At 50.0% G+C, this 21,592-nt stretch carries 19 protein-coding genes; 7 read left to right on the top strand and 12 right to left on the bottom strand.

What is annotated here, in order from left to right; translation table 11 throughout:
- Positions 1-554: 554 nt before the first annotated feature.
- The 7 genes from B157_RS0121530 to B157_RS0121500 form a co-directional block, all read right to left on the bottom strand.
- Positions 555-1,703 carry a Gfo/Idh/MocA family protein gene (locus tag B157_RS0121530; RefSeq protein WP_020605380.1) on the bottom strand — a complete coding sequence of 383 codons (1,149 nt, stop codon included), beginning with the start codon at positions 1,701-1,703 and terminating at the stop codon, positions 555-557.
- 88 nt (positions 1,704-1,791) lie between these two features.
- Positions 1,792-2,751 carry a transketolase family protein gene (locus B157_RS0121525; RefSeq protein ID WP_020605379.1) on the bottom strand — a complete coding sequence of 320 codons (960 nt, stop codon included), beginning with the start codon at positions 2,749-2,751 and terminating at the stop codon, positions 1,792-1,794.
- An 8-nt stretch (positions 2,752-2,759) separates the two neighbouring features.
- Positions 2,760-3,647 carry a transketolase gene (locus B157_RS0121520; protein WP_281168498.1) on the bottom strand — a complete coding sequence of 296 codons (888 nt, stop codon included), beginning with the start codon at positions 3,645-3,647 and terminating at the stop codon, positions 2,760-2,762.
- A 33-nt stretch (positions 3,648-3,680) separates the two neighbouring features.
- Positions 3,681-5,012: a xylose isomerase gene (gene xylA / locus B157_RS0121515; RefSeq protein ID WP_020605377.1), complete on the bottom strand. Its 1,332-nt coding sequence runs from the start codon at positions 5,010-5,012 to the stop codon at positions 3,681-3,683.
- A gap of 13 nt (positions 5,013-5,025) precedes the next feature.
- Positions 5,026-6,522 carry a xylulokinase gene (locus B157_RS0121510; RefSeq protein ID WP_020605376.1) on the bottom strand — a complete coding sequence of 499 codons (1,497 nt, stop codon included), beginning with the start codon at positions 6,520-6,522 and terminating at the stop codon, positions 5,026-5,028.
- A 283-nt stretch (positions 6,523-6,805) separates the two neighbouring features.
- The gene (locus tag B157_RS0121505) at positions 6,806-7,507 is read right to left on the bottom strand and encodes an NUDIX hydrolase (protein ID WP_026308868.1); all 702 of its coding nucleotides are present in this window, start codon (positions 7,505-7,507) and stop codon (positions 6,806-6,808) included.
- Positions 7,508-7,694: 187 nt separating this feature from the next.
- Entirely contained in the window at positions 7,695-8,726 is a 1,032-nt protein-coding gene (locus B157_RS0121500) for a LacI family DNA-binding transcriptional regulator (RefSeq protein ID WP_020605374.1), read from the bottom strand.
- A gap of 812 nt (positions 8,727-9,538) precedes the next feature.
- Between B157_RS0121500 and B157_RS38445 the strand changes: the two genes are divergently transcribed.
- The gene (locus tag B157_RS38445; protein WP_020605373.1) at positions 9,539-9,742 is read left to right on the top strand and encodes a hypothetical protein; all 204 of its coding nucleotides are present in this window, start codon (positions 9,539-9,541) and stop codon (positions 9,740-9,742) included.
- A gap of 14 nt (positions 9,743-9,756) precedes the next feature.
- On the opposite strand, the gene B157_RS0121490 is transcribed toward B157_RS38445, so the two are convergent.
- The 4 genes from B157_RS0121490 to amaB form a co-directional block, all read right to left on the bottom strand.
- Positions 9,757-10,212: a type II toxin-antitoxin system VapC family toxin gene (locus tag B157_RS0121490; protein ID WP_020605372.1), complete on the bottom strand. Its 456-nt coding sequence runs from the start codon at positions 10,210-10,212 to the stop codon at positions 9,757-9,759.
- Entirely contained in the window at positions 10,212-11,153 is a 942-nt protein-coding gene (locus B157_RS0121485) for a hypothetical protein (RefSeq protein WP_020605371.1), read from the bottom strand. Before B157_RS0121485 ends, B157_RS0121490 begins: the two co-directional genes overlap by 1 nt.
- A 699-nt stretch (positions 11,154-11,852) precedes the next feature.
- Positions 11,853-12,065, bottom strand: coding sequence for a hypothetical protein (locus B157_RS39835; RefSeq protein ID WP_020605370.1), 213 nt, complete (start codon positions 12,063-12,065; stop codon positions 11,853-11,855).
- Positions 12,066-12,127: 62 nt separating this feature from the next.
- Positions 12,128-13,654: an L-piperidine-6-carboxylate dehydrogenase gene (gene amaB, locus B157_RS0121475; RefSeq protein ID WP_020605369.1), complete on the bottom strand. Its 1,527-nt coding sequence runs from the start codon at positions 13,652-13,654 to the stop codon at positions 12,128-12,130.
- Positions 13,655-13,792: 138 nt separating this feature from the next.
- Here amaB and B157_RS0121470 point away from each other — a divergent pair, with 138 nt between their 5' ends.
- The 6 genes from B157_RS0121470 to B157_RS0121445 all read left to right on the top strand — a co-directional run bounded on the left by B157_RS0121470 (position 13,793) and on the right by B157_RS0121445 (position 20,891).
- Positions 13,793-14,776, top strand: a complete 984-nt coding sequence (locus tag B157_RS0121470) for a fasciclin domain-containing protein (RefSeq protein WP_020605368.1) — start codon at positions 13,793-13,795, stop codon at positions 14,774-14,776.
- Between the two features lie 223 nt (positions 14,777-14,999).
- A complete protein-coding gene (locus B157_RS0121465) occupies positions 15,000-15,551 on the top strand; it encodes an RNA polymerase sigma factor (protein ID WP_020605367.1) in 552 nt (183 codons plus the stop codon).
- Between the two features lie 24 nt (positions 15,552-15,575).
- Entirely contained in the window at positions 15,576-16,406 is an 831-nt protein-coding gene (locus B157_RS0121460; protein ID WP_020605366.1) for an anti-sigma factor, read from the top strand.
- A gap of 141 nt (positions 16,407-16,547) precedes the next feature.
- Positions 16,548-17,048: a peptide-methionine (R)-S-oxide reductase MsrB gene (gene msrB, locus B157_RS0121455; RefSeq protein ID WP_020605365.1), complete on the top strand. Its 501-nt coding sequence runs from the start codon at positions 16,548-16,550 to the stop codon at positions 17,046-17,048.
- A 201-nt stretch (positions 17,049-17,249) separates the two neighbouring features.
- Complete coding sequence (locus B157_RS0121450) at positions 17,250-19,820, top strand: penicillin-binding protein 1A (protein WP_026308867.1); 2,571 nt, start codon at positions 17,250-17,252, stop codon at positions 19,818-19,820.
- 105 nt (positions 19,821-19,925) lie between these two features.
- Positions 19,926-20,891: an alpha/beta fold hydrolase gene (locus tag B157_RS0121445; protein ID WP_041952232.1), complete on the top strand. Its 966-nt coding sequence runs from the start codon at positions 19,926-19,928 to the stop codon at positions 20,889-20,891.
- An 11-nt stretch (positions 20,892-20,902) separates the two neighbouring features.
- Here the strand turns inward: B157_RS0121445 and B157_RS0121440 are convergent, their stop codons facing one another.
- Positions 20,903-21,295, bottom strand: a complete 393-nt coding sequence (locus B157_RS0121440; protein WP_020605362.1) for a VOC family protein — start codon at positions 21,293-21,295, stop codon at positions 20,903-20,905.
- Positions 21,296-21,592 lie beyond the last annotated feature (297 nt).

The following is a 21,592-nucleotide window of genomic DNA, read 5'->3' as shown; positions in this document are numbered from 1 at the left end:
AATAAAGCCCAATATTTCACTCATTTTTGTTACTAATCTCCACACTATGGAACATTAATTCTGGATTTGCATGGCTTCCGAATTGAGTCTACCTGTTATCAATAGTGTCTTTCTGACACCATTTGAGGTCTAAAAAAAGAGCACGGTCATTTTATTGTGCTCTACGTCAGTTGGTTATGTAGGATAAGCGCGTAATGGGTTGTTGATTAGATATTTGTTAGACGGACTAAATCTATTAATTATCGTGCGTGAATTTCGGATAAAGAATACAATTTTACAATGATATAGTTATAATAAATAAATTTAATTTAACTACTACTGACTGCCTGTTTACTATTAGCTCATTTGTCTAAAGACGTGGCAAAATGGATTTCCTCCCTATGTGTAGCCAGCTGCCGGATACCGTAACGTTACTAAACAGGGGAGGGATATTTGTACGTTTACGCGCCTGCGTGTAGGCCCGAAAAAGGGTTAAATGACCGTGAACGACGCCACAAAATCATTTAACCCCTTTGTTCCTTTAGTGAATGCCCCGTTGGGGATTCTATCCTGCTTTATACATCAAAGGGAGTCCATTTCTCACTGCTCTGGTGACTTTTTATGACGTTGTCAATAAATGCCATTCCCCGAATTCCTTCGTTTACTGAAGGATAGTCCAGTGCTTCTTCCGAAGGCGTCGTGCCGTCGATGCGTGCGGCCAGTACCTGAGAAAAATTTCGGTACAGATTCCCGAACGCTTCCAGATACCCTTCCGGATGCCCGCCCGGTGTGCGACTGCTTTGTATTGCGTAGGAGGACAGGTAGTTGCCGTATCCCGTACCGGCCCGGTAAATCTGGGTTGGTTTACCCTGCCATTTTACGAGTAACGTATTCGGTTCCTGCTGCGCCCATTCGATGCCCCCTTTTTCGCCGTATACCCGGATTTTCAGGGCATTTTCTTCGCCGGCAGCCACCTGAGAAGCCATCAGTACACCGGTTGCTCCCTCTTCAAACTTGAGCAGTACGTTACCATCATCATCCAGCGCGCGGCCTTCCACCATGATGGACAGGTGCGCGCACAGGTCCGTAATTTTTAGACCGGAAACGTACTCTGCCAGGTGAGCCGCGTGGGTGCCAATATCGCCCATGCAGCCGCTTTTGCCGGATTTCGTCGGGTCGGTACGCCAGGCGGCCTGTGCGTTGCCTTCCCGTTCGGAGAGTTGGCTGAGCCATCCCTGCGGGTATTCGACCCATACCTTCCGAATCTTGCCCAGTTCACCGGCCTGAATCATCTGACGCGCCTGCTTAACCATTGGGTAACCCGAGTAGGTATGCGTGAGTAGTAACAGCAGTCCGGTTTCTTCCACCTTCTGTTTCAGTTGTCTGGCTTCGTCGATGGTGAAGGTGATTGGTTTTTCAATCACTACGTGAAAGCCTTTTTCCAGCGCGAGCATGGCCGGGGCGAAGTGAGCGAAGTTCGGCGTAACGATGGTTACGAAGTCCATTCGCTGCTCAGCGGGCAATTGACTCTCTTTCTCCAGCATGTCCTGATAGGTCAGGTAGCTCCGCTCGGCGGGTAAAAACAAAGACTGGGCACTGGCCAGCGCAACGTCCGGGTTGATGCTGAGGGCACCGCACACCAGTTCGATGGTACTGTCCAGGTTAGCGGCATGGCGGTGGATGGCGCCAATGAACGCATCTTTCCCCCCGCCAATCATGCCCATTCGCAATTTTCTGTTCATCCTGTTTAGGGTTTTCGTCAACGCTCCGGCGTTGATTAACCAGCACCGAAGCGTTGACTGTATGGGTGTACTACTTATTTTTTCGCTGAATGACGGACAACACCTTGGCTACAATTGAAGCCGCTGTCAGGCCGTATTTTTCCATGAGTTGTTCGGGCGTACCACTTTCACCAAACGAATCGTTGACGGCTACCATGTCCAGTGGGGCCGGGTAATTCAAGGATAATACCTGCGCCACACTGTCGCCCAGGCCACCATTCATCTGATGCTCTTCGGCGGTTACGGCACAGCCCGTCTTGCGAACGGATTGCAGAATCGCTTCCTTATCCAGCGGCTTAATGGTGTGGATGTTGATAATTTCGGCTTCGATACCCTGCTCGGCCAATAGTTTACCCGCTTCCAGTGCCTGCCAAACCAGGTGGCCCGTAGCAAATATAGAAACGTCCGGCCCTTCGTTCAGCACAACCGCTTTACCAATCTCGAAGACTTGGTCTGCAGGGGTGAAGTTGGGCACTACCGGGCGACCGAACCGCAGATAAACCGGACCTTCATAATCGGCAATGGCGATGGTAGCGGCCTTCGTCTGGTTAAAGTCGCAGGGGTTGATGACGGTCATTCCCGGCAGGGACTTCATCATGCCTATATCTTCCAGTATCTGGTGGGTAGCCCCATCTTCGCCCAGCGTCAGACCCGCGTGCGATACGCAGATTTTAACATTCTTGCCGGAGTAGGCCACTGCCTGCCGAATCTGGTCATATACCCGGCTCGACCCGAAGTTGGCAAATGTGGTGGCAAAGGGAATCAGACCGCTCAGGGTAAGGCCAGCCGCTACGCCAATCATGTTGGCTTCGGCAATACCGCACTGGATGAACCGCTCGGGGTTTTCCTTAATAAATGCATCCAGCTTGAGCGAAGCGACCAGGTCGGCGCACAGCGCTACCACGTCTGGATTGGTTCTGCCGAGTTCGGCCATGCCCGCGCCAAAGCCGGAGCGGGTGTCTTTCTTTTCGGTAAACGTGTATGTTTTCATGGGGAGCCTTAATAATCGCCGAGGGTTTCGTCCAGTTGAGCCAACGCAGCGGTTAGCTGCTCGTTGTTGGGAGCCGTGCCGTGCCATTTGTGGGTGTGCATCATAAAGTCAACGCCCTGCCCCATCTCCGTTTTCATGATAATGCAAACGGGAACGCCCTTGCCACCGGCTGCGTGGGCCTTGGCCAGTGTGGTTACTACGTCGTCCATGTCGTTGCCGTCCATGTGCAATACCTTCCAGCCAAAGGCTTCGTATTTAGCCCCCAGGTCGCGGTTATTCAGAACCACATCCGTCGGGCCATCGATCTGCTGACCGTTGAAGTCGATGATGGCAATCAGATTATCCAGTTTCCGGTGGGGAATAAAGGCCGCAGCTTCCCATATCTGACCCTCCTGCTGTTCACCATCGCCCATCAGGCAATACACCCGGTGATTGTCTTTCCGGATTTTTTTACCGTAGGCAGCCCCGGCCGCAGCCGAAAGTCCTTGTCCCAGCGACCCGGAGGCAATTCGGATACCGGGTAAATGTTCGGCCGTAGCCGGGTGTCCCTGCAGGCGGGAATCCAGTTTGCGGAAGGTTGCCAGTTCGCTCACGGGGAAATAGCCCCGGCGGGCCAGCACGGAATACAGTACCGGCGAGATATGGCCGTTAGACAGGAAGAACATATCTTCTCCAGTGCCACTCATATCAAACACCACCGAATCAGAGTCGTCGGTTTTCAGGTTCATCGTCTGAAAATAAAGACTCACCAACAAATCCGTACAGCCCAGTGAGCCACCCGGATGCCCGGATGCCACACCATGTACCATCCGGACAATGTCCCGGCGTACCTGAGACGCTACTTTTTTTAACTCGTCCGTTTTCATGCGTTTAACTTTTTGTAGTGACGTAAGAATTTTGCCAGACCACTACGGGTCTGGCAAAAAAGGTTAGATGTACTGATTGATGATACTTTCGAGCCACTCCTGTTTACCACTGCGCAGTTGCGGTTCACCATTTTGGAAGGTATAGGCACGCAGGTCTTCCAGCGACAGTTTACCGGCCTCAAACGCTTTTCCCTGGCCACTATCAAAGGATGCGTACCGCTCAGCGCGGAACTTGAGGTAATCAGATTCCTTCAGGATCGTATCGGCCACTATGAACGAGCGGGCAAAGGCGTCCATGCCGCTGATGTGCGCCACGAACAGGTCTTCCAGGTCCGTTGAGTTCCGGCGTACTTTCGCATCGAAATTGATGCCGCCGGGTTTAATACCCCCGGCCTGATGAATGACCAGGGCGGCTTCGATAAGTTCGTACAGGTTGATGGGGAACTGGTCCGTATCCCAGCCGTTCTGGTTATCACCCCGGTTGGCATCAATGCTACCCAGCATACCAGCGTCAGCCGCCACCTGTAGTTCGTGGTCGAAGGTATGCCCGGCCAGCGTGGCGTGATTGACTTCAATGTTTAGTTGAAAATCCTTATCCAGCCCGTATTGCCGCAGAAAGCCAATGACCGTTGCTGCGTCGTAATCGTACTGGTGTTTGGTAGGCTCCATCGGTTTTGGTTCGATGAAGAACGTTCCGGTGAATCCCTGCTTACGGGCGTAGTCGCGGGCCATCGTCAGAAACCGGGCCAGGTGCTCTACTTCGCGCTGCATGCTGGTATTGAGCAGCGACATGTAGCCTTCCCGACCACCCCAGAAAACGTAGTTCTCACCACCCAGCGCAATGGTGGCATCGATGGCGTTTTTCACTTGTGTACCAGCGTAGGCCAGCACAGAGAAATCGGGATTGGTCGAGGCTCCGTTCATGTAGCGTGGGTTCGAAAATACGTTGGCCGTGCCCCACAGTAGTTTTACTCCGCTTTCTTTCTGCTTCTGCTGGCCGTATTCGACAATGGTCTGTAACCGCTTTTCGTAGTCACCAGCCGACGGGCCTTCATCTACTAGATCTATGTCGTGAAAACAGTAGTACGGTGCGCCCATCTTGGTGATAAATTCAAAGGCGGCATCCATCTTCATGCGGGCCCGAACGTTGGCGTCCTTATCCTGGTCCCAGGCAAAAACGCGGGTCCCGGGGCCGAACGGGTCACCGCCTGTTCCGCAGAAGGTGTGCCAGTAGCTGATGGCAAAGCGGAGCTGTTCCCGCAGGGTTTTACCGCCCACTTCCAGATCGGGGTTGTACCATTTGAAGGCTAATGGATTTTTAGATTTTGGACCTTCGTACCCAATAGCGCCAATACCTTTGAAGTATTCCTGATCGCCTAACGTGATTGCTGACATGAACTGACTTGTTTTATGCGTTGGTTAATTCGGTTAATTGTATGTGTGACTGCCACCGGTCGAAGGCTTCGGCATAAGCGGCTTGCAGACCCGGTTCCGGCTCGGTCAGGCCAACCCGCTCCAGCGACGTAAAGGCCTCATCAAAAGAAGTATAAATCCCCGCGCCAATACCCGCACCACGAGCTGCCCCCTGTGCGCCGTCGGTATTGTACAGTTCCAGGGTAGCCCCGGTGGTGTTTACGAACGCTTCCCGGAATACGGGGCTCAGGAACATATTGGCCTGTCCCGCGCGGACAACCCGGGCCGACACGCCCACTGATTGCATAATCTGCAAGCCCATCATCAGCGCGAAAACGATCCCTTCCTGTGCTGCCCGGATTACGTGCTCAATGTTGTGGGTTGTCAGGCTCAGATTTTTTAGATTGGCGCCGGGATTGGCGTTCCCCAGAATCCGTTCGGCCCCATTTCCAAACGGATAGAACAGCAGGTTATCAGCACCGATAGGCGCCTGGGAAGCCAACTGGTTTAGTGTCTCGTACGGGAGATTACCAACCAGACGACGCAGCCAGCTGTTTAGAATGCCGGTTCCGTTCACACAGGCCAGAACACCCAGATGCACATCTTGAGGCTGACTGTTTACGTGAACGAAGGTATTTATACGCCCCTCCCGATCCGACGAGGCTTCCTGGGTGATTCCGTAGATGACGCCGGACGTCCCGGCGGTTGCCGCTACTTCGCCCGCCCGCAGCACGTTCAGCGAAAACGCATTATTGGGTTGATCCCCCGCCCGGTAGCTAACCGGTGTACCCGGCTTAAGACCCAGCAACCCGGCTGCCTGGGCACTCACGCCCGCCTGAAAGCCGAACGTGGGCACAATAGTCGGAAGCAGGGAAGCATCAATACCATAATAGTCGAGCAGTTCCTGCGCAACTTTATTCTCCCTGAAATCCCATAGTATTCCCTCCGACAACCCCGAAACGGTGGTTTGTGCTTCGCCCGTCAGGCGCAGGGCAATGTAGTCGCCGGGGAGCATTATCTTATGAATCTTCTCGTACACGGCGGGTTCGTGCTCCTTTACCCATTTTAATTTGGAAGCCGTGAAATTACCCGGCGAATTGAGCAAATGACCTAAGCAATACGTTTCCCCTAACTCACGAAGAGCCTGCTGGCCAATCGATACTGCCCGGCTGTCGCACCAGATGATGGCGGGACGAAGCACGTTAAACTCCTTATCAACGGCTACCAGGCCGTGCATCTGGTAGGCAATTCCGATGGCAAGAACTTCTGCTCCCTCAAAGGGATGTAGCTTCTTTAATCGCCCGGTTGCCTGGATTAACTCCTGCCACCAGTCGTCGGGGTTTTGCTCACCCCAATCAGGCTGCGACGACAGGATTTTCATTTCCTGGTCCGGACTTGACGCTGACGCCACTAACCGCCCCGTCTGCGCATCAACTAAGGCAGCTTTCACAGACGAACTGCCAATATCGTATCCTAGTAAGTAAGTAGCCACTCTGGTTTTGACTAGTTAATGGTGGTCACCTTCTGTGCTATCCAGACGCAGTAAAACCGGTTTCTGAGATAACCAGATGAGTTTTCTATGGAAGAATACAGCACAGAAAGCATCGGCGAATACTAAATTTATTTAATAGTGTATTATTGACACTTAAATAATTAATGTAAAAGTGGTACTTATTTTTCTTAATGTCAATATGACACTTATCTTTTTGTCGAAATTTTTAGTATCTCCCTGTATCGATTAGATCGATACAGGACGGGAAGTGTCGATTACCCGACTAAAGACCAAGTTCTGAATTGGGAATGAAGTTCAGGAAGGAATTGGTTATCGCCTGATATTTGACTCGGTCGACCTGATAGAAAAAAGCGCCCCGCCGGGAAAAGCCTTTCTGCTTCTCATCCAGTTTGATGAGCAGATTAGTGGAAAGAATCTTGCGGCTAAAATTTCGCTTGTCGAATTCGGTATTGTAAACGGCGTCGTACAGCTTCTTGAGCTGGGGAATGGTAAATTTGTCGGGTAGCAGTTCCAGCCCGATGGGATGCTGGGCGGCTTTATAGCGCAGCCGTTTAATGGCCAGCTCGACCATATCACCGTGATCGAACAACAGCGTAGGTAAATCGTAGATTGAAAACCAGCAGGCCTGAAACTCGCCCGAAATTTTCGTTTCGTAATCGGCGATTCGGACCAGGGAGAAATAGGCTACCGATATGGTTCGAATGATGGGGTCGCGGTAGGGGTCGCCAAACGTGTATAACTGCTCCAGATACACATTGGTCAGGCCCGTCAGGTCAAACAGGATTCGGGCGGCCGCCTGTTCCAGCCCTTCATCGGGCCGAAGCCATCCCCCCATCAGCGACCAGGTTCGTTCTTCCACCCCCCGTTTAACGAGCAGGACTTTTAACATCTCGCCATCGAAACCGAATATGATAGAATCTAGGGCCAGTAGGTAAGGTTGTTGCTGTGTGTATTGATCTAACATTCGCTGGTCATTATCACTCCGGAGGTTACCCACGAAGGGAATCAATAGATTTTTTGCTGATATGGGATTGTTTGCTTCTCTGACTGAGCGTGGTCAGAATTGATTGCGGACTAGCTACGCTCAGCGTATACAGCGTATCGCCATCCTGTCGGGCCAGTGGTTCTCATGCCCGTTGTTCATGGCCCGGTCAGGTCGCTTTTTTGAGCGATGACTTCCGGATAATGAGATCGGACTGGATAACAATGGTACTTGTGTTATCAAGCGTTGAAAGACCCCGCAGGTGATTGGTTAAATGACGCGCTGCCACTTCGCCCATTTCGCTACCAGGATAGTTTATAGTGGTAAGTTGAGGCTCAATAATTTTTCCGATAGTGTCGTTATTAAACCCCACAATGGCAATATCCTCCGGAATACGCAGACCGTGTTCTTTCAGGGTTTTCATGCAAACGGCGGCCGAAAAGTCATTGGTGAAGAAGGCGCCGTCGGGCATGGGTCTCATCTTTATTATTTGTAAGGCTGCTTCTATCCCGCATTGTTCGCTCAAATCTTTGATCAGTACGTACTTACTGTTAAAAGGTATTCCATTGTCGAAAAGGGCATCTTTGTAGCCTTTGTGGCGTTGGTCATACACATTTCGCTGTAAATTGGCTGTCACTAATACGATTCGTTCACACCCCTGATCAATCAGATGCTGGGTCGCCTGGTAGCCACTCCGGTAGTTGTCAATTACTACTTTCACGCTGTCTGATTTTTCTTCTACCCGGTCAAAGTATACAACGGGAATACCCTTTTCTTCGAATTGCTTAAAATGATCCAGCCCTTTCGTCTGAAGGGATAAAGACGCAATCAGACCGTCTACCCGTTTGTGAAAAAGGTTGAGCGCATTGGCCGCTTCTTTCTCGAAGCTTTCCGATGAGTGCGCAATAAGAATATCGTAGCCGGTTTCGGACGTCACTTTCTCAATACCAGCCAGTACAGACGTTATAAAACTACTGCTTAGTTCATGAATAATGACCCCAATTGTATTCGTTTTTTGTTTGCGCAGGCTGCTCGCAAACGTATTGTGCCGGTAGCCCAGTTCACGCGCGGCTTCCTGAATACGCTCCCGGGTTTTTAAATTTATTGTTGGGTTGCCCTGTAAGCCACGGCTAACGGTTGAGGAGGAAAGGGCCAGTTTTTGGGCAATGTCATATATGGTAACTTCCTTTTTAGTTTCCATCAAGGCAATCGGTTACGCAAACAAAGTGAAAAAATCATTGATAGCTGATGGATTGTAAGAGGAAGTTATATAAACGCCATAAGTCGCAACGCCCTTTACCCAACTGACCCCGTCAGTCAGGAAAGCGATTGACGTTTAGAAAAAGGGACAATAGATGCAGGACGTTTAGCGTGATGCAATGGCGCACAATTTAGCACTAATTAAGGCTAACTTTTCCTTTTAGCGTTTATTACGATGGGTAACGAAATTGACTTTTACGGCTGCGGCCTATGCTTATTCACGCAAGAACTTAGGATAAATAGCCGTTTTCACCGAAAGCAATCTGTCCGTAGCCGACGCTAATCCTCCCGTTCTCCTGGCTTCATACAGTGTTTCTTGCGCCCGGCAGTGAGGAAAGGATGTACCGTAGGTATTACCTGAATCCGGCCCGGGAATGGTTGTCAATCAGCTATGTATATTCTGGTTAATTGGCGTGGTCCGGTAATAGGCACTCGTTTAGTCGCAGCCCCTGCGAGTTGACCGCTGTTACCAACAACATCTGTCCGTTTTTACGACGTAGCAAAGCCGACGACCGGGCATCCCCCCGAAATCCCATTTTGGCCGGTTCACCCAACGCCAACAAGGGCTGAAAGGCGACGGGGCAAAACCCACTAAACCAGCATCAAGCTAGCCCGGAGCCTTTACACCCTCATCATGTTGGGCGCAAAGCCTGCACACTTACCCGGTGCCCTGCCAGACTCTATGCGCATATACAGGACGGTGCCCCTTACCAAGTACCCGTTAGATTCAACTCGCTAACTGGACATAAAGCTATGATTAACCAACACGTACCTATTGTTGATTTAGAAGCCTGTCAGATGGATTCTGAGAGCCTATCTACCCTGTCGCATATCTTTTGTCAGGGTGAACAGTTCGGTAGCTTCTCAGGGCTTTATACCTGGTTCATGGCAGGATTGCCGGACTCGGATAAGATAAGGGAGTTCTGGGATGAAGTGGAAGATTTGGGGTGGGCATGAAAAAGTTAGCAATACTAAGAAAGTATGTGTTCTACTCTTATGTGTTTGATTGCCAAATTTTCAAAATCTCCATCTGTAGTTACCAAGGTGGCATCTGTCAAGTAAGCCGTTGCCGCTATCCAAAGGTCATTTTTGCCCATTTTCCGTGCAGTATAACCTTTCGGTAAAGGGTCACCAGTGACAGTATTTTGGCTGTAGCAATCCATTGCAGAATATGCTTCAAACATTACTTCATTTTCTGCCACAATGTCAACTATAATAAGTCTATTCATTAGGCTGCTCAGTCCAACAAGCTTTGCTTCTCCCCAATTGTTTCTTTTACCAAGCGCCATTAACTCACCCTTAGAGACAGTTGAGATAATAATTATATTTTCCGGATTAGATAACGCAAGTCTTCGGTCAGTCTCTTTGTACAGGTCACTTTTTCGGAGCAAGTGAAGGAGGATATTTGTGTCCAACAAGAATCGCATTATTCTGACAATTGAGAAAGAAGTTTGTCTAACGGCTCGTCACCCGGCCATTGCCCTACCAATTCATTTAACCTATTGTAGTTTTGCCCTGCCTTTAGCTGGCTTTCAATCTGCTGTTCGATAGATTGGGCTTTCATTGTACGGAATACAAGTGCATCCCGTGATGATGATTCTGCTATCCGACTAATTTCAATAAATGAAAGTTTACCATTGGGCTTGTAATGCCCCCGGCCTATAACTGTAACATGTTTACCCCAGAACGAACTAACCTCTTCATGCTTCATGCTGTCTTTTACAACACCATTTACGGGTCCATTCGGTGTTTCAAGTCGAACCCTGTATCCAATAAACTTTAATTCGTCTAATCGGCCAGCAATCATTATCTCTTTAGATTCGGGCGTTAATTCTTCTAATACATTTATTCTCTCAAAATCTGACTGATGTAATTTCAATTCAGGTACTGAGCCTCTATTTGAAAAGCCTATTACTTCTTCTTTATTTAAGAAAATTTTTCTAAAGTTCTTTAAGTCAGTCAAAAGCGGTCGGTCAAGCCATTCGTATGTCCCATCACTACTGTTAGCGGATAGGGCTTCTCTGAATGCTTCCATAAATAGAGACATCGGTGTCAATGCCGGTAAAGTTGTTAACAGTGCCGGGTTGAAAACTTCCCCTTGAATGCCTTGTAGTGACTCGCTAAATGGATTGCATTCAACTAATAGAACGGTTGAATCATTCTCCTTGAGACCAATCAGGTTTATTTTAAGGGCATCCTGCATCTTTATAGATGCAGATTTCCTGTTGTATCTACTAAATCCGTTTAACCTAATCTGAAGTGCGCCCCTAGCAATATTCTTTACCCCATTGGCAAGACTTGTCAGGCGGCTAAATTCAATAGCCCCATTATCTTCTTCTGCACCAGACAACCGAATTTCATATTCCATGATTTAATAAAGAGAAATTAGCCGTATAGCTATCATCTACCGTCTTACCTAAATTAACGGCTTTGTGCTATCATTCAATATGCAGGCAAAAGTATCTCTTATTTTCATAATTAATATCAATTATTATAATACAACTAAAATATAGCACCCTCCTTACCCCTGAACCAACTCCCCTGCCGGATTCACCCCGCACACTCTCACCCCTCCACTCGCCCGCGCTAATCCTGATAGAGCGTAGTAGCCCCGCTGGTGCGTTCTGAAAAGCTAACAAGGCGGCATACTCACCAGGTAGCCTGTTGACAACAGCACGGCATAGGCATTGCAGCGCGTAGCATCGTGAAGCAATGCGCACAACAAGTATATGTGCGAAACATCGCGGAACTACTTCTCCTTGATTATCAGCCACTTTTAGTTCCGTGCTTCTTTAAGACGATATACATTCAGTATGTTTGTAACAAATAAATGCGCTAGGTTTTATACTTCCAAACGAAGTGATTAAAAGGTATGAATTACGTTTTCCCAAACGGGTTTGGGACATTGAGGGATACCCAACCTATTTCTTTGCCGACGACAAAGAACTGTACCGGATTACATCGCGGGGAGAGATTCGGTGCAATCGCAGATGTATGAAACGCTATACACTGAAAAGCAAATTTTTCAGTCTCTCCCAGCTACGGCCACTACTCCGACTGCACGACGTTACAGATCATCCAGCGGACTTTTAAAGGTGCTGATCTTGTCGGCCGTAACGGGGGTGTAGCGCATGGTGGTAAGGATACTTTCGTGGCTGCCGTTGCAGTAGCTAAAACGATGACCCGGTACGTTGCGTACCAGGTCGTTGCCCAGGGTATCAGTGGGGAAATATACAGCCAGCAGGCTGGAGTCTTTCTCGTCGATGTGAATGGTAATCATATACGAACAGGCTATCTGGAACAAGAACGGACATCGTTCCAGACAGCCTGTTCTTGTTGGTCCTACAACTCAAACGTGATGCCCTGCGCCAGGGGCATGGTGGTGCCGTAGTTGATGGTGTTGGTTTGTCGGCGCATGTAGGCTTTCCAGGCATCGGAGCCGGATTCACGGCCACCGCCCGTTTCTTTCTCTCCCCCAAACGCTCCGCCTATTTCGGCGCCCGATGTGCCGATGTTAATGTTGGCAATGCCACAGTCTGACCCGGCTACGGACAGGAACCGTTCGGCTTCGCGCAGGTTGAGCGTGAAAATAGCGGAAGACAAACCCTGTGGAACGGCATTTTGCTGGGCAATGGCATCGTCCAGCGTTGTGTATTTGAGCAGATACAAAATAGGCGCAAAGGTTTCGCGCTGCACGACCGGCCAACTGTTTTCCGCTTCGGCAATGCAGGGTTTCACGTAGCAACCAGATTCAAATCCCGGTCCATCCAGTACACCCGGCTCTACTATAAACTGACCGCCCGCTTCGCCGATTTCCTGAACAGCAACCTGATAACTGTGTACCGCCGACTGATCAATAACGGGACCTACGTGGAACGATTCGTCCAGGGGATTGCCGATGCGCAGTTGGGCGTAGGCACGTTTGAGCCGGTCTTTTACGTCCCCATATATACGTTCCTGCACAATAATCCGGCGGGTAGTGGTACACCGCTGTCCGGCCGTGCCTACCGCTCCGAACACAATGGCGGGAATAGCCAAATCGAGGTCGGCGTGTTCCGAAACGATAATGGCGTTATTACCACCCAGTTCGAGCAGGCTTTTGCCCAATCGTCCGGCTACGGATTCGGCTATCGCCTTCCCCATGCGCGTGCTGCCGGTAGCCGACACCAGCGCGATGCGCGGGTCGCGGGCCAGCCACTCGCCCGTGGTTCGTCCGCCGGTGATCACGCACGATACGCCTTCCGGTACGTTGTTATTCCGTAGTACGTCGCCGATAATCTGCTGACAGGCCAGCGCCGTGAGGGGTGTTTTCTCGGAGGGTTTCCAGATGCATACATCGCCACAAACCCAGGCCAGCATGGCATTCCAGGACCAGACAGCTACCGGAAAATTGAACGCCGAAATAATGCCGACTACACCCAGCGGATGCCATTGCTCCATCATCCGGTGGGCGGGCCGTTCGGAATGCATGGACAGGCCATAAAGCTGACGCGACTGCCCCACGGCAAAATCGCAGATGTCGATGATTTCCTGCACTTCGCCCAGTCCCTCCTGCAACGATTTACCCATTTCGTAGCTCACCAGCGTGCCCAGTTCGCGTTTGTAATGCCGGAACTGTTCGCCCATCTGCCGCACTATTTCGCCCCGGCGGGGTGCCGGAACCTGCCGCCATTCGGCAAAAGCAGCCTGTGCCGTTTCCACAACCCGGTCGTAATCAGCGCGGGTCGTTTCGGTTACGCGGGCAATCAACTGGCCATCGGCGGGTGAATAGGAGTCGATGGTTTTAGCTGCATCGGTATGCCAGAATTGTTGCCCGGTGCTGGTACCAGGCTTGAGCGGTTGCGTAGGTAAGGGCAGAATGGATTGCATAAACGTGGTTTCTGGTTTGTTGAGACAGCGGCAAATCTACCGGCCTTTGCGTAAACATATGCATCTGTCAACAAACTTTTTGGGTTAACAACGGTTAGAAAAGTATACTCAGATAAGGTTAAAACAAGCTACAACGTTATGAAAATCACCCCACTTTATGGCCTGCTCGCGCTGGGAATTGCGCTGATCACTACGCCGGGGAAGGCACAGACAACGCCTGCCGGAACGGTTTCTTCCTCTACCAGACCACAGGGCGCTGTGGCACCCGATTCAATGGCTGCCAGGGAATCGGCACGTATGCAAAAACGATCCATGAAGCGAAACCGGAAGGCGCAGCGGTCGAATGCCCAGGATACACCCACCAATACATCGGTACAGAACGCCCGCTATCGGGAGAGTTCGGCCAGTGATGGCACATCGGTCAATAACAGTAACGTAACGAACTACAATAGTAATAACGTCATGAACGCGCCAACGGGCGTGGGTAGTAATCCGAATACGGATAAGGCGCTGCAAGTAGAGACGGAATCAACCGGTGTAAAAACAAGCACAGGCACGAGTACTGCTAATTCTGATGCGGGGGCAGTTGAGGCCATCAAGGGAGCAAAAACAACCAGAACGCCCGCCGTAAAATCGGGTAGTACCGTACGGAACACTAGTATTGGTGACTTTTTGGCTTCATCGCCCAATTATATCACGCTTCAGAACGCCCTTCAGTCGTCAGATTTGTTCGATGTGTTGAAAGGTACCGGCCCTTACACCATTTTCGCCCCTGCCAATGACGCCTTCAAAAAATTACCCACAGCCGTGCAGGGTGGTTTGCTGGATGGCAGCAACCGGGATGCCCTGAAGCAGCTGCTATCCGGCCATGTGGTAAGTGGTTCCATGAATTCGGATGATTTATCTCAAAAAATAAAAGCAGGTGGGGGCAAGGCGCAGCTTAAAACGCTGTTGGGTAGTACCCTCACTGCTCAACTCGGGGCAAATGGTCGTATTCAGTTAACGGATGAACAGGGCGGTGTAGCTCATGTGGAAGACACAGGAAGCCGCCAGCAGAATGGGGTTGTTTACGGAATCGATGCCGTTCTGCTGACGAAAGAAGGAGCGGCTGCCTTCAGGTAAAGCAACCGGAAGTACAGTGCGGTCGTATAGGGCAGAGAGTTATTTAGTTAATAACGACTCATCAGTCTCTTTTTCCTTACATAAACCGGACTGACCTCATTGGTGGTTAGTCCGGTTACGTTAACAGGCCGATTATAATGTTGATTTATACGGCCTATTGGCTTCTATAAATTCCTTCGTATTTAAAATTCTCTCTATATTTGACCACCTTAACATTCTCTGCGTGAAACGCCAGTCCTCTTTAGTATCAGAAAGCGTTCTGATCGAAAAGCTTATCCAGCGCGATCAGCAGGCTTTCCAGTGGCTTTATGATCAATACTCACCAGCTCTGTATGGTGTTGTGTTACGCATCGTACGTGACGACGAACAGGCTGCTGACCTCTTACAGGATATCTTCATCAAAATATGGAAAAACCTGGATGCATACGATGCCACTAAAGGCCGTTTGTTTACCTGGATGCTGAATGTTGCCCGCAATACAGCTATCGATTCGTTACGAGCCCGTAAAACACAACCCTTCGCCGAAATCCGAACTGACGCCGAGACCGTACATATTGTTGATCAGGAACACAACACGGAGCAGCCCAAACCCGAGCATATCGGTCTTAAGGATGTAGTAAACCAATTAAGGCCTGAACGAAAAGAATTAATTGACCTGGTTTACTTCGGGGGATATACCCACGAAGAGGCTGCTGAAAAACTTAACCTGCCACTTGGAACAGTAAAGACCCGGGTACGGGCCGCGTTGCAGGAACTGAAACAGTTGTTTCGATAACGACTGTACTTGATCAATCTGAATATGAACGTTACTGAATATATAGCGTCGGGAATACTGGAGTCTTACGTCATGGGTGCGGTAAGCGACCAGGAACGGCGCGAGGTCGAGTGCCTTTCGTCTATTTATCCAGAGGTGGGGCGTGAACTTGACCTACTGTCAGAGGCTATCGAACAATATGCTATGTTGCATAGTGTTGAGCCGCCGGCCTCCATCAAGGATAAACTGCTTCAACAACTTGACTTTACCAGTCATGAGGAAGCCGACGAAGAACAGGAGAGTGATACAATCGTTCGGCCGATGCCGGTAGATATGTCTGCGTCCAATTCCCACCGGACTACGTGGATTGTAGCAGCCTGTATGGGACTTGCCATGTTACTTTTCTCGTTCTTTCTGCTTTCGCAACTGCGTACCAATCAGAATGCGCTGGCTTCCGTTCGCACTAGAAATGATAGCCTGAAAACAGTAGCCGGTAAATTAAAAGCGGATCAGGCACAGTCAGACCAGGTTGTCGCCCTCCTGAGTCAACCAGCACTGAAAAGGATAGAATTGAAGGGCAATGAGCAGGCTCCTGAGGGTAATCTGTCTGTTTTCTGGAGTGCTGATACGCAGCAGGTTGCGGTTAATGTTAAGTCATTGCCGGCCCTGCCTGCCGACAAACAGTATCAGCTTTGGGCGCTGGTTGATGGTAAACCAGTTGATGCAGGCGTATTTGATGTGAATGGTTCGGCAACTCAGTCCCTGAATCGCTCGATTGCACGGGCTGACGCTTTTGCGGTAACCGTTGAGAAACGGGGCGGTAGCCCTGCGCCAACTATGTCTACCCTGCTGGCTGTATCGCCGGTGAAGGCCTGAACGAGCTATGCTTCTTTTTTGTTATTTAGTCAGCACAGCCTCCATGAATGGCCTGTGCTGACATTTTTTTTGTACGGTCAAGGATGAACTGTTTCAGACCGAAAGCTCAACGAATAATTAGTAACCTTCAATAACAAACGCATGAAATACATTCTTTTTATTGCTCTGCCCGCTCTGTTACTTGTCAGCCTTGCGTTTACGTATGTGCGGCATGCCGATAAGCCCAAAAGTATAGCTGACGACGACCAGCCCCGGAAAGTTGTTAAAACTGATGCGGAATGGAAGAAGCTGTTGACCCCCGACCAGTACGCTATTTTGCGTGAGCACGGTACCGAGCGGGCTTTCTCCAGCCCACTGAATGACATCCATCAACATGGTACGTTCTACTGTGCAGGTTGCCATAACCCCCTGTTTTCGTCCGATACCAAATTCGATTCCGGAACCGGCTGGCCAAGCTTTTACGCTCCCATTGCTAAAAATTCAGTGATCGAGAAGAAGGACAAATCGTACGGGATGGTTCGCACCGAAATACTGTGCAGCGTATGCAGCGGTCACCTGGGTCACGTTTTTGACGATGGTCCCAAACCTACGGGACTCCGGTACTGTATGAATGGTGTGGCTATGACATTTGAAAAGAAGTAAACAGACATATAACCGCACTGACACCGTTATATAGAAGCCGGACCGTCTGTAGCAGTCCGGCTTTTGTACATCACATCGGCTGAAAATTAGTATCTTTGGCCCCCGCTTTGAATGCATGACAGTACCCTTCTTTCGCTGGGTGGTGTCGCATCCTTCGGCAGTCGATTAAGAAATAAATGAGAGTCTTTTAGAAAAAAACGCATGAGTCAACATAGGGAGCGATTCCGCGCTGTTCGGCACGCCTTTGGGACATTCCGACAACGAATTCGACAACGCCGTGTACAATTTGGCAATGTTAGACGCGGAGTGAGCCGACAAATCGTACGGGTTGCTGGTGAAGAACGGGTTAATGCCTGGCTTAGCACGTATCATGCGTACCGCGACCGTCTTCGCTCGTTTATTTTTCAGTACATCGATCCTGATTCGTGGTATTATCCTTACTTCAAAAACGCGACGAAAGTGTTCCTGTGGGGGTTTTTGTTAACAGGCATCTATGTTTTTATTCTCAACAATAATTTCCTGTATCTGACAGGGGAAATGCCTAGTGTTGAGGAACTTAAGAATCCAAAACTTAACCAGTCTTCCGAGATTTATTCGCAGGATGGGGTAATGATCGGGAAGTTCTACGAAGAAAACCGGACCCCGATCAAATTTGAAAACATCCCGAAGTCAATTATCAATGCCCTGATTGCGACGGAAGATGCCCGCTTTTACTCCCACATAGGCGTTGATCCCCGGGCCATTGGCCGGGCAGTTGTCAGTTTAGGACGCGACGGAGGAGGGTCAACGATTACACAGCAGCTAGCCAAGAATCTCTTTAAAACGCGTCGGAAATCACAAACCGGGATACTGACCCGAATTCCGCTCATTCGGAAGGTTATTTACAAATCCAAGGAGTGGCTGATGGCCCTGAAGCTGGAGCGTAACTTCACGAAGGATGAGATTATTACCTATTACTTCAACACGGTTGATTTTGGTAGCAACGCGTTTGGGTTAAAAACAGCCGCCCGGACGTTCTTTAACAAGGATACCGATAGCCTGAGTGTGCAGGAAGGGGCCGTTCTGGTCGGTTTGCAAAAAGCAACTACGTATTACAATCCGTTAAAAAATCCTAAAAATGCACGCCGACGCCGGGATGTAGTACTGGGGCAAATGGCGAAATACGACTTTCTGACCCAAAAACAGGCCGACTCTGTCAGTGCTTTGCCGCTTGAGACTGAATATACACCCGAAAACCCATACTCAGGCCCGGCCAGTTACCTCAAAAATGCTGTTCAGGACTACGTAAAGAAGTGGGGCGAAGAAAACGGGTATGACCTGTACCGGGACGGCCTGCGTATTATTACAACGGTAGATTCCCGGATGCAGCGCTACGCGGAAGATGCAACCAGGGAGAAGATGAAGCAGTTGCAGCATACGTTCGATAACCACTGGGAAGGTCGTAACCCCTGGACGGATGAGAAAGGGAATGAACTGCCCGGTTTTATCGACTCGGTGGCCCGGCGTACCGAACGCTATAAGACGCTGAGTAAACGCTTTCTGCCGCTTTATCCGGACTCTGTCATGTACTATATGAAGAATAAGAAGTATAAGATGCGGGTGTTTAGCTGGGACAGTAAGCGCGGTTATGACTCCACCACCATGACCCCTTACGACTCAATCGCTTATTATAAACATTTTCTGCAATCGGGAATGGTCGCCATGGACCCGCGCACGGGTTACATTCGGGCGTGGGTAGGGGGACTGGACTACGACTATTTCAAATATGACCACGTGAAGCAGGGTAAACGACAGCCGGGGTCAACCTTCAAACCGTTTGTGTATACCACCGCCATCGACGATACCCTGATTAACCTCAGCCCCTGCGACCGCATTCAGGACCGGCCCTTCCGCAAAGAATACCGCGAGAATGGAGAAGATAAAATTTGGGAGCCCCGCAACTCGACCGGTTACTATACCTACTCGAACATGACCCTGCGCCGGGCTATGGCGCGTTCGGTCAACTCCATAACGGCGCGGCTGACGGATGACGTTGGCCCCGAACGAGTGGCCGAATATGCGCACCGGATGGGTATTCAAAGTCGCCTGGATCCCGTTCCATCCATTGGGCTGGGTTCGTCTGACGTGTCGTTATATGAACTGGTAAGTGCTTATTGCACATTTGTTAACGATGGTGAATCGACCCAGCCTATCATCGTGCAGCGTATCGAAGACCGGGAGGGTAACGTTATTGAAACGTTTACGAGTCAACACAAACGGGCTATCAGTTCCGAAACGGCCTTTCTGATGCGCTATATGCTACAGGGTGGTTTGCAGGAATCCGGCGGAACATCGCAAAACTTATGGTCTTATAATTTGTTTAAGAATCATAACGAGATGGGGGCCAAAACCGGTACTACGTCCAACAACTCTGATGGCTGGTTTGTGGGTGTCTCCAACAAACTGGTGGTAGGAGCCTGGGTAGGGGGCGATGACCGGAGTATTCACTTCCGGTCAACCGACTTGGGCGAGGGGGCTAAAACCGCGATGCCACTGGTCGGGCGTTTTTTGGAGAAAGTGTATGCAGACCCGAAGTTCAAGGGTTTACAGGGGCCTTTTCCTAAACCCGATGGTATCACGAAAAATTATTTAAATTGTGGTCCTTCCGGTGACGAGGAAATTATTGAAGAGTCTGACTCTACCAGTTCCGAAGGAGATCCAATAGACTCAACTTTTATAGAGACGTTGCCCTTTGCTCCACCTGTGCCCCCCGATACAACTAAGAGGCCATAGGTAGCGCAGCGAATTGGTGATCAAAGAGTTGCCCCATTTATACGATAACGGGAAACGAATCTTTGACGACAATTTGCCTAAGGGAGTTTATAGATAATGTTTGGTATGAAACGCTTTTTCCGAATCGTCTGCTGGAGTTTACTGATTGCATTTGGTCTGATCATTTGTGTGGTAGGAGCAGCCTGGTTTGTAGATTCCCGAGAAACGGACAGAGAGTTAGCGGAAGAATTCAAGGATCAACGCATTCGCCCAGCCGTACACTACTACCACGTTGCTGGTGAACCGGGAGAAAAGCCACGTACCATTCGGTTTCTGGAAACCCCTGCCCTGAAAGGCGATTCGGCGAAACCCGTTATTTTGTTTGTACACGGTGCTCCCAGTTCCCTGTCCTTTTTCGATAAGTTTTTTAAGGATACGCTGTTGCTGAACAAGGCGCAGTTGGTGGCAGTGGACCGGCCGGGTTATGGTTACTCCGATTTCGGCCGGGTCGAAACCTCTATCATTAACCAGGCTAAGTTCCTGCAACCTCTCATTGACCGGTATCGGAAAGCTCCTTTTTTGATGATTGTCGGCTCTTCGTACGGAGGATCTGTCTCTGCCCGGTTAGCCATGAACAACCCCGACCTGGTCGATCACGTTGTTTTCGTTTCCTCGGCGCTGGGTCCGGGCCTGGAGCGGACGTATCCAATCAGTTATCTGGCCGATAGTCCGTTGATTTACTGGTGCGTTTCTCCGCTTCTCCGTTTGGCAAACGATGAGAAACTGGCGCACCGGAAAGCGCTGGAAGCTATACTGCCCGACTGGCCCAAAATTCGGGCAAATATCACGATGTTGCATGGCCAGCGCGATGAGCTGGTTTACCCCACCAACGTGTCATTTGCCGAGCACCATCTGGTCAACGCTCAGGTGAAGCAGTTTTTACTCCCCGAAAACCGCCACGATATCGTGTTTAATAAGCGTGAATACATGACGCAGATCATCCTCGATATTCTCAACCGGCGCGAGCAGAAGGAAGAAACAAAAGTGAAGACGATGGCCGTTAAATCAACAGAAGAGCCGGTTCAACTGTAAAAAAACTGTGTTCAGGCCGTTACTTCCAGTTGGTTTCCTTCGGGGTCCAGCACGACACTTTCGTAGTAGCCATCACCCGTTCGGCGGGGTTCGCCCACGATTGTGAAGCCATCTGCCCGAAATCGTTCCGTCAGGGAATCCACTGCGCTTTCACTACCCACTGAAAAGGCCAGATGGGTTAGCCCGATGAATTGATCGACCCCGTTGCTCCGGCTATCCGCTACCCCCGTCATCTGCATCAGTTCCAGGCGCGGTCCACCATCGGGGAAAGACAGGAAATTGGAAGAAAAACCTTTATGGGAGTTGACGTATTTATCATTAGCCGCAGCACCGAAATACGTTTCGTAAAAGAGTCGCGTCCGTTCCAGATCACGAACCCAGATGGCGAGGTGTTCAATGTGCATGGGGTAGAGTTTGAGAGTTCTAAAACGTGAATTTAGGGTTACTACAGGCCCCGTAGGGGCCAAACAGCGTAGCGTCGGTAGGGAATTTCGGTGGTGGTTCATGTGCCGTCAGGTACATAACCGTTGGCACATAGGCTTACCTGCCAATCAATTTCTTTGGTACTCTGACAATTCTTGTGGTTAACTTGGTCTATGCAGGAAACCGACTTCTACCAACAGCTTTTAGCCTTGCCTGATTTGCAGGTGCAGCGGGTCGAATATACACCGACTCGAATTACACTATTTTGCCAACTCCAA

The organism is Spirosoma spitsbergense DSM 19989, assembly GCF_000374085.1.
Classification (GTDB): domain Bacteria; phylum Bacteroidota; class Bacteroidia; order Cytophagales; family Spirosomataceae; genus Spirosoma; species Spirosoma spitsbergense.
The sequence above is the reverse complement of the archived record's forward strand: the minus strand, read 5'-3'. Positions and strand labels throughout refer to the sequence as shown.